At 71.0% G+C, this 9139-nt stretch carries 8 protein-coding genes; 5 read left to right on the top strand and 3 right to left on the bottom strand.

The annotated features are described in order from the left end of the window. Nucleotides 1–35: 35 nt before the first annotated feature. Both CXR44_RS00460 and CXR44_RS00455 read right to left on the bottom strand, forming a co-directional pair. On the bottom strand, nucleotides 36–2006 hold the full coding sequence (locus tag CXR44_RS00460; RefSeq protein WP_101782834.1) for a glycosyl hydrolase family 18 protein: 1971 nt from the start codon (nucleotides 2004–2006) through the stop codon (nucleotides 36–38). 235 nt (nucleotides 2007–2241) lie between these two features. Continuing rightward, nucleotides 2242–2832, bottom strand: coding sequence for a TetR/AcrR family transcriptional regulator (locus tag CXR44_RS00455; RefSeq protein ID WP_180903133.1), 591 nt, complete (start codon nucleotides 2830–2832; stop codon nucleotides 2242–2244). A 37-nt stretch (nucleotides 2833–2869) separates the two neighbouring features. Here CXR44_RS00455 and CXR44_RS00450 point away from each other — a divergent pair, with 37 nt between their 5' ends. The 3 genes from CXR44_RS00450 to CXR44_RS00440 are packed head-to-tail and all read left to right on the top strand — an operon-like array spanning nucleotide 2870 to nucleotide 6035. Beyond that, nucleotides 2870–4327: an amidohydrolase family protein gene (locus CXR44_RS00450; protein WP_180903132.1), complete on the top strand. Its 1458-nt coding sequence runs from the start codon at nucleotides 2870–2872 to the stop codon at nucleotides 4325–4327. Between the two features lie 14 nt (nucleotides 4328–4341). Further along, complete coding sequence (locus CXR44_RS00445) at nucleotides 4342–4797, top strand: anthrone oxygenase family protein (protein ID WP_245898705.1); 456 nt, start codon at nucleotides 4342–4344, stop codon at nucleotides 4795–4797. After that, nucleotides 4797–6035 (top strand): SGNH/GDSL hydrolase family protein, encoded by a 1239-nt coding sequence (locus CXR44_RS00440; protein WP_101782831.1) that lies wholly within the window; start codon nucleotides 4797–4799, stop codon nucleotides 6033–6035. Before CXR44_RS00445 ends, CXR44_RS00440 begins: the two co-directional genes overlap by 1 nt. 52 nt (nucleotides 6036–6087) lie before the next feature. On the opposite strand, the gene lysA is transcribed toward CXR44_RS00440, so the two are convergent. After that, nucleotides 6088–7323, bottom strand: coding sequence for a diaminopimelate decarboxylase (gene lysA, locus CXR44_RS00435; protein ID WP_101782830.1), 1236 nt, complete (start codon nucleotides 7321–7323; stop codon nucleotides 6088–6090). Between the two features lie 122 nt (nucleotides 7324–7445). Between lysA and CXR44_RS00430 the strand changes: the two genes are divergently transcribed. Then, nucleotides 7446–8312 (top strand): ABC transporter substrate-binding protein, encoded by an 867-nt coding sequence (locus CXR44_RS00430; RefSeq protein WP_101782829.1) that lies wholly within the window; start codon nucleotides 7446–7448, stop codon nucleotides 8310–8312. Further along, a complete protein-coding gene (locus tag CXR44_RS00425; RefSeq protein ID WP_101782828.1) occupies nucleotides 8309–9139 on the top strand; it encodes an amino acid ABC transporter permease in 831 nt (276 codons plus the stop codon). The genes CXR44_RS00430 and CXR44_RS00425 overlap by 4 nt, the downstream gene beginning before the upstream one ends.

Here is a 9139-nt window from a genome sequence, read left to right as displayed (position 1 = left end):
GGAGGAGGGACCGGCCCGGCGGGCCTGCCGGGGTGTCAGCCCAGGCCGTTGCGCATCGCGGTGATCAGCTCTCCGTTGGTCGTGTCACCGCTGAGCTCCCAGAAGAACGCGCCGCCGAGGCCCTGGTCCTTCGCGTAGCCCATCTTGCCGCCGATGGTGCTCGGCGTGTCGTAGCTCCACCACTGGTTGCCGCAGTGGGCGTAGGCGGTGCCCGCGACGGTGCCCGTCACGGGGCAGCGGGTCTTGAGCACCTTGTAGTCCTCGATCCCCTGCTCGTACGTGCCGGGGGCGGGGCCGGTGGCCGTGCCGCCCGGCGCGGCCTGGGTGACGCCCGTCCAGCCGCGGCCGTAGAAGCCGATCCCGAGCAGGAGCTTGCTCGCCGGCACGCCCTTGCTCTTGAGCTTCTGGACGGCGTTGTCGGAGTGGAAGCCCTCGATCGGGATGCCGCTGTAGGAGGTGAGCGGCGAGTGCGGGGCGGTCGGCCCCTGGGCCGCCCAGGCGCCGAAGAAGTCGTACGTCATGACGTTGTACCAGTCGACGTACGGGGCGGCGCCGCCGTAGTCGGCCGCGTCGATCTTGCCGCCGGAGGTGCCGTCGGCGGTGATGGCCGCCGTGACCAGGTTGTCCGAGCCGAAGCGGGAACGCAGCGCCGACATCAGGTTGCGGAACGCCGCCGGGCCGCTGGTGTCGCAGGTGAGGCCGCAGGCGTTCGGATACTCCCAGTCGATGTCGATGCCGTCGAAGACGTCGGCCCAGCGCGGGTCCTCCACCAGCCGGTAGCAGGACTCGGCGAAGGCCGCCGGGTTGGCCGCGGCCTGGCCGAAGCCGCCGGACCAGGTCCAGCCGCCGAAGGAGAACAGCACCTTGAGCTGGGGGTGCTTCTTCTTCAGCTTGCGGAGCTGGTTGAAGTTGCCGCGCAGGGCTCCGGCGTCCCAGGTGTCGGCGACGCCGTCCACGCTCTCGGCCGCGCTGTAGAAGCGGTCGTAGTCGGCGTAGGAGTCCCCGATCACGCACTGGCCGTTCTGCACGTTGCCGAACGCGTAGTTGATGTGCGTCAGCTTCGCCGCCGAGCCGCTGGTGTCGATGTTCTTGACGTGGTAGCCGCGCTGGTAGACGCCCCACTGCACGAAGTAGCCGAGCACCTTGTCACCCCCGCCGCCTCCGCCGCCGCTGGTGGTGGCGGTGACGGGTGCGCTGGGGGCGGAGAGGTTGCCGGCGGCGTCCTTGGCGCGGACGGTGTAGGTGTAGGCGGTGTTGGCGGTGAGGCCGGTGTCGGTGTTGGTGGTGCCGGTGACGGTGGTGACGAGGGTGGTGCCTCGGTAGAGGTTGTAGCCGGTGACGGCGACGTTGTCGGTGGAGGCGTTCCAGGCGAGGGAGACGCTGGTGGAGGTGACTCCGGTCGAGCGCAGGCTGCCGGGCACCGACGGCGCCTGCGTGTCATCGCCTCCGCCGCCGCTGGTGGTGGCGGTGACGGGTGCGCTGGGGGCGGAGAGGTTGCCGGCGGCGTCCTTGGCGCGAACGGTGTAGGTGTAGGCGGTGTTGGCGGTGAGGCCGGTGTCGGTGTGGGTGGTGCCGGTGACGGTGGTGACGAGGGTGGTGCCTCGGTAGAGGTTGTAGCCGGTGACGGCGACGTTGTCGGTGGAGGCGTTCCAGGCGAGGGAGACGCTGGTGGAGGTGACTCCGGTCGAGCGCAGGTTGCCGGGCACCGACGGCGCCTGCGTGTCATCGCCTCCGCCGCCGGTGGCCTTCCACAGGGCCGGCACGTTCGACGGCTCCCAGCCCGGCTGGGAGGTGTGGCTCTGCAGGCACTCGTACTCGGCGCCGTTGTAGGTGACGCGGGTGCCCGTGGTGTACGCCGTCCACGGGGCCCACGCCGCCAGGGCGCCCGCCGAGGTGAGCGAGGTGGTCGCGCCGTAGGCTCCGGGCGGGGCGGCGACGGCGGCGGTGAGCGGCAGCAGTAACGCCGCCAGGCCGGCGAGGATCTTGCCGATGGTCGTGTGTCTCATGGTTCTCCGGCATCCGGGATCTGTGGGGGGTGGGATGGGAGTGTCGGACAGGAAAACTCTTAGGAAAGTTTCCTGTCTATTGTTCACGAACGTAGCTCGCGCCCACGATGGCGTCAACAGCCCGTCACCTCGTTGGACCCCGCCGTGCCGGTGCGGCGGCAGGGCACGGACCCGGTCCAGCGGGGCGGGGTATCGGTGGCGTCCGCGGTGAGCCCACCTGGACGAGTCGCAGCGATCAGCCGGCCCCGCAGAGCAGCAGGGCGCTTCTGGCCAGGGTGTCCCTGGCCTGCTGGGGTGTCATCCGTCCTGTCCGCACCTCGTCTCCGGCGGCGTGGCCGAGTGTGGCGATGGCGGTGACGAGCCAGGGCACGGGAAGGCCGGAGGCGAACTCGCCGGACTGCCGGCCGCGGCTGAGCACCGCCTCGAGGTGGTCGAAGACCGGCTCGTGCCGCTTGCCGTCGGCGGTGGAGTCGCCGGCGGGAGGGGAGACCGTCAGCAGGAGCGGATACCGCTGGAGGGTGCGCCAGCTGATGTCGAGCAGCTGCAGGAGCGCGTCGACGGCGGGTGCCCGGTCCAGCCGGGCCGCGTCCATCCCGGCCGCCGCCTCCGCGGCGATCTCGTCGAACACCGCGCTGATCAACGCCTCCCTGGTCTTGAAGTGCGCGTAGACGGTCTGCCGGCTCACGCCGGCCGCGACGGCGATGTCCTCGACGCTCGCGTGTGGCTGCACGGCGAGCACGTCCTTGGTCGCCCTGAGGATCTCGCCGGCGCTGCGGTCGGCGTCGGCCCGGCGGCGTCGGCGTCTGGAGGGTGTTATCTCGGACACGTTGTCAATCTTAGTCGCCCTCGCTATGTTTGACAGCATGTCAGAGTTAATGGGTCGGCGTGACGCGCTGAAGGCCGGAGTCACCATGGCGGTGGCCGGGGCCGTAGCGGGCACCGGTCAAGCCGCGGCGGCATCGGCGGCGCGCTGGATCGCCCTCACCGGAGTCACCGTCGTCGACGTCACCGGGCGCCCGCACCGGCGCAACAGCACCGTGCTCATCAGGGGACAGCGGATCGTCTCGGTGGGACCGCGCGCTGAGCTGCCGGAGGGCACGCACGTCATCGACCTGCCAGGCAAATTCGTGATCCCCGGCCTGTGCGATGCCCACGTGCACAGCATTCCCGCCGAACGCGTCTCCCCTCCGCTGTACCTCGTCAACGGTGTCACCACCGTGCGCGAGATGTCCGGCAGCCCGCTGCTGCACAGGTGGCGCGAGCGGATCGACCGGGGCGAGTTGCTCGGGCCGCGCTCGGTCATCGCCGGCCGGATCATCGACGGCGCGCCGACCATCGGCGATCCGTCGGTCTTCGCCGAGGTCGCGACCGAGGCCCAGGCCCGCGAAGCGGTCCGTCAGGCGAAGCGGGACGGCGCGGACTTCGTCAAGGTGTATTCCAGGCTCTCTCCCGAGCTGTACCGGGTTGTCACCGACGAGGCGCGCCGGCACCGGATGCCGGTGGCCGGGCACTGTCCCGACGGGGTGGCGCTGACCACGGTCAGCGCCCTCGGTCAGTGCAGCGTCGAGCACCTCTACTCCACCTGGTACGACACTTCCACGCGGGAGCGCGAGCTGCGGGCCCGGATCGCCGACCTGAGGTTCGCCCGGAGCGACTACGTCAGTTGGCTGCAGGAGATCCACCGGCTGGAGTGGGATGCCGTCGCCGGCTACAGCGCCCGGAAGGCGGCGGCGGTCTTCGCCACGCTGGTGCGCAACCGGACCCGCGTGGTGCCGACCCTGACGGTCTACCAGGTGCTGGACCGGCCGGACGAGGTGCGGGACGACGGGCGGCTCACGTACGTGCCTGCCGCCGTGGCCGAAGGCTGGCGGTGGGCGCTGGCCAACATCATCGAAGCGGGCCGTACGCCCGAGGTCGCCGCCCAGCGGCACGCGCTGTTCGAGCGCCGCAAGGCGTTCGTGAAGGAGCTGGCGGAGGCCGGAGTGCCGGTGGTGGCGGGGACGGACGGCGGCGACGTGCCGTTCGTCGTGCCCGGCTTCAGCCTGCACGACGAGCTGGCCAACCTCGTGCGCTCCGGCCTGTCGCCGCTGGGCGCGCTGCGGGCCGCGACCCTGGAACCGGCGCGGCTGCTCGGGCTGGACGACTCGATCGGTGCCGTCGCGCCCGGCAAGGCCGCCGATCTGGTCATCCTGGACGCCGACCCGCTGATCGACATCCGCAACACCACCCGCATCCACGCCGTGGTGACCCGCGGCCGCGTCATCTCCACGGAGCAGCGGGCCCGGATGCTCGCCGAGATCGCAAGCGCCGCAGCCGCATGAGGGCTCCGGGTAGGGTGACACGCCTCGTCACCGCGCTCTGTCTGCTGTCCACCGGCCTGCTCGCGGGCGCCTTCGGCTACGGCGCCGTCAACGTCGCGACCACCTTCGACGCGGTGCCGCTCGACGTGCGGCTGACCTTCCACTCGGCCCTCATGCGCATGAACGGCCCCGTCATGCAGACCGTCATGGCGCTGGCCGCCCTGAGCTCGCTGGCTCTGGCCCTGCTCGCCCGGCGCCGTCTGGCCGGGGTGGCGGGCGTGCTGGCCGTGCTCTCGTTCCTGATCACCCGGTTCGGCAACGTGCCGATCAACGGCCAGATCAAGGTGTGGGCCGTCGGCACGCCCCCGGCCGACTACGCCGAGATCCTCCAGCGGTGGGAGATGTACAACGTCATTCGCACGCTTACGGCCTTCGTCGCTTTTGCCCTGATCATCACCCTCGTCGTTCGAGATCAGCAAGGAGATCGCTAGTGCGTCTCGTCAGGAGCCTCGTGGCGCTGGTACTCGCCACGACACTGGGCGCCCAGCAGCCCGCCTCGGCGGAGTCCGGGCCCGGCTGGAAAGCGGCCTGGTCGGCGGCGCCCCAGCGACCGGGCGTCAACTTCACCCCCAACTGGTCCGAGCAGGGCTTCGCGGGCCAGACCCTCCGGCAGGTGGTGCGGATCACCGTCCCCGGCGCCGCCGTCCGGATCCGGCTGACGAACGTGTACGGCACCGCTCCGCTGACGGTCAGCGCCGCCACCGTGGCCCGAGCCTCCGGCGGCGCCGCCGTGAAGACGAGATCGCTGCGGCGCCTGACATCCGGACGCGCGGCGAGCTTCACCATCCCGGCCGGCTCGGAGCTGGTCACCGACCCGGTGGCCGTGCCGGTCTCGGCACTGGAACGACTCACGGTCACGCTGCACTTCGCCAAGCCGACCGGGCCGGCGACGTACCACGCCCAGGCGATGGCCGCGAGCTTCCGCGCCGAGGGGAACCACGTGGCCGACCAAGGCTCGGCGGCCTTCACCGCATCCAGCGTGTCCTGGTACTACCTGTCCGGCATCGACGTTCTGAGCACCTCGCGGAGTCGCAACGGCGTGGTGCTGTTCGGAGATTCGCTCACCGACGGCTACGGCTCCACTCCCGGCGCCGACAACCGCTACCCCGACGAGCTCGCAGAACGGCTGGCGGCCGCCCGCCGGCCGCGTGCCGTGCTCAATCAGGGCATCGGCGGCAACCGCCTGACCGTCGACTCGGCCTGGCTCGGGGACAGGGCCACCGCCCGGTTCGACCGCGACGTTCTCGGCCGCCCCGGTGTCGGCACGGTGATCGTCCTGCTGGGTGTCAACGACATCGGCATGAGCGTGGCGCGTCAGCCCCTGGCCGCGCCGCACACCGAAGTCCCGGCCGCCGAGATCATCGCCGCGCACCGCGAGCTGATCCGCCGAGCGCGTGCCAAGGGCCTGCGCGTCATCGGTGGGACGATCCCGCCCATGAAGGGCTCGCGCTACCACACACCGCTCAGCGAGACCAAGCGCGACGAGGTCAACGCCTGGATCCGCGGCAGCGGCGAGTACGACGCGGTGGCCGACTTCGACCGCGCGCTGGCCTCGCCCGCCGACGAGGATCAGCTCGATCCCGCCTACGACAGCGGCGACCATCTGCACCCCGGCGATGCGGGATACCGTGCGATGGCTGATGCTGTGGATCTCGCAGGTCTGGGTTGAGCGATCGTCCCTCGGGCGCCGCCGATCACCGCGGCGGCGCGCCGGCAGCCCCCTACAGGTAGAGCCGCAGCAGGTCGTCCTCGCTCTCGCGGCGGACGATGACCCGGGCCACGCCGTCCCGCACCGCCACCACCGGGGGCCGGGGCACGTGGTTGTAGTTGCCGGCCATGGAGCGCTGGTAGGCGCCCGACACCGGTACGGCGAGCAGGTCGCCTGGCCGGAGGTCATCGGGCAGCGGGAGGTCCCTGACCAGCACGTCGCCGCTCTCGCAGTGCTTGCCGACCACGGTGAACGGGCTGAGCGGAGCGCCGGACGCCCGGTTGGCCAGCGCGGCGGTGTAGGCGGCGCCGTACATGCCGGGGCGGGGGTTGTCGCTCATGCCGCCGTCCACGCTCACGAACCGGCCCTTGACCGTGCCGACCTCGTAGAGCGCCACCGTCGACGGCCCCGCGATGGACCTGCCCGGCTCGACGGCCAGGCGCAGGCCCGCCGTCTCCTTCCTGAGCACGGTGAGCAGCTCGGCGGGGGTCGGCGGGGTGGGGTCGTCCGGCGTGTAGCGGACGCCGAGGCCGCCGCCCAGGTCGAGCCTGGTCACACCGACGGCCGCGGCGAATTCCGCCATCCTGGCGGCGGCGGTGCCGAAGGCGTCCAGCTCGAAGATCTGCGAGCCGATGTGGGAGTGCAGGCCGTACAGCTCCAGCGAGGGCTCGGCGGTCACCCGCTCCACCGCGAGCGCGGCGGCGCCGGCGCCGAGCGAGAAGCCGAACTTGGAGCCCTCGCCGCCGGTGGCGATGGCGGCGTGGGTGCGGGGGTCGACGCCCGGCGTCACCCTGATCATCACCCGCTGCCGGACCCCCAGGGAGGCGGCGATCTCGGCGAGCCTGGCGATCTCGGTGAAGGAGTCGACGACCACGCAGCCGATGCCCCACGCCACGGCGCGGCGCAGCTCGGCGGGTGACTTGTTGTTGCCGTGGAAGACGACCCGCTCGGGCGGCATCCCGCCGGCCACGGCCACGGCGAGCTCGCCGCCCGTGCAGACGTCGAGCGACAGGCCGAGCCGGTCGAGCCAGCGCACCACCTCGGGGCAGAGGAAGGCCTTGCCGCCGTAGTGCACGTCCCCGTCGGGCAGCGCGTCCAGCCACGCCCGCGCCCGGGCGGTGAAATCGGCCTCGTCCAGCACGTAGGCGGGCGTGCCGTGCGCCCGGGCCAGTTCGGCCGCGCCGATGCCGCCGAGATGCAGCTCCCCGTCGTGCCACGTGGCGGTCCGGGGCCAGATGTCCACACTCATGAGGCGCGAGCGTAAGCAACCGCGACGCCTCACGGAACCGAGCGTCGATGGATTCGTTGCTGAGGGTCGCATGCCTTCACGAGGCTTGGTGGCGCATGGCCGCCTGACCACCATGAGGTGCCATGCGGAAACACCTGGTCATCGCCCTGGCGGCGGTCTGCGCGCTGAGCGCGGGATGCGGAAGGTCCACCTCGGGCACGGCGGCGCCCACGCCGCCCTCCTCGACCGGCAAGAGCGCCAAGGATCTCGTCCCCGAGACTGTGCGGAAGTCGGGCGAGCTGCGGATGGCGACCTCGGAGGGTTACCCGCCGATGGAGATGTACAAGCCGGGCACCCAGGAGATGACCGGCGTCGACGCCGACCTGGCCACCGCCATCGGGGCGCGGCTCGGGCTGCGGACCCGCATCATCAACGCCTCCTTCGACGGTCTCATCCCGGGGCTGCAGGGCGGCAGGTGGGACATCGCCATGGCCGCGCTCAGCGACCTGGAGCAGCGCCGCAAGGCCGTCGACTTCGTCGACTACTTCAACGCCGGCGGCTCGATCATGGTCAAGAAGGGCAACCCCGAGGGCATCAAGACCCTCGCCGACCTGTGCGGCAAGAAGGTCGTCCTGGCCAAGGGCAGCTCCAACCTGGAGATCGGCAAGCGCCAGAACGACAGGTGCGAGCAGAAGATGGAGATCATGCAGAGCGAGGACGCGCCGACCGGCCTGCTCACCATCGACTCCGGCCGCACCGTCGCCACGATCGTCGACTCGCCCGTGGCCGCCATGTACGCCAAGGAGACCGGCAAGTACGACGTCCTGCCCGAGCAGTACGACGCCGGACCGTGGGGCATCGCGATCGACAAGAAGCAGACCGGCCTGCGCGACGCCGTCGCCAAGGCGCTGCAGGAGCTGATCGACAACGGCGAGTACGGCAGGATCCTGGAGAAGTACGGCACCACGGCGAACGCCGTGGCCAAGGTCACGATCAACACCGGCGCATGACGGAGCTCCCGATCGAGGCGGTGAAGCCGTCCAGGCCGGGACGGCTCGCCGCGGCGGCGCTCGCGGCGCTGGCGATGGCCTGGCTCGCCTACACCGTCATCGTCAACCCCAACCTGCACTGGGACGTGATCGCCGCGTTCCTGCTGGACGGCCGCATCATCGGCGGCCTGTGGGTCACGATCGCGCTCACTGTGCTGTCCATGGTCATCGGCGTCGGCCTGGGCATGGTCGCCGCCGTCATGCAGCTGTCGGACAGCCCCGTGCTGCGCGGCGCGGCGGGCCTGTACACCTGGTTCTTCCGCGGGACGCCGCTGCTGGTGCAGCTCATCTTCTGGTTCAACATCGGCCTGGTCTTCCCCGAGATCGGGATCGGCGTCCCGTTCGGCGGGCCGATGTTCCTGCAGTGGCCGGCCAACGAGCTCATCACGCCGTTCACGGCGGCGTTGCTCGGGTTGACCATCAACGAGGGCGCCTACATGGCCGAGATCGTCCGCGCCGGCATCCGCTCGGTCGATCCCGGCCAGCGGGAGGCGGCCGAGTCGCTCGGCATGACGCACCGGCAGATCCTGCGCAGGGTCGTGCTGCCCCAGGCGATGCGGGTGATCATCCCGCCGACCGGCAACCAGTTCATCTCGATGCTGAAGACGACCTCGATGGTCTCTGTCATCTCCGGCGCCGAGCTGCTGACCGTCTCCCAGCGCATCTACCTGGACAATTTCGAGGTGATCGCGCTGCTGGTGGTGGCCTCCGCGTGGTACCTGCTGTTCACCAGCGTGGCCACCGTCGGCCAGCGCTTCCTGGAGAAGAGGTTCAGCCGTGGCCACTAG

The sequence above is a fragment of the Nonomuraea indica genome (assembly GCF_002850745.1).
GTDB lineage: Bacteria > Actinomycetota > Actinomycetes > Streptosporangiales > Streptosporangiaceae > Nonomuraea > Nonomuraea indica.
This window is presented reverse-complemented; position numbering and strand designations above follow the sequence as displayed.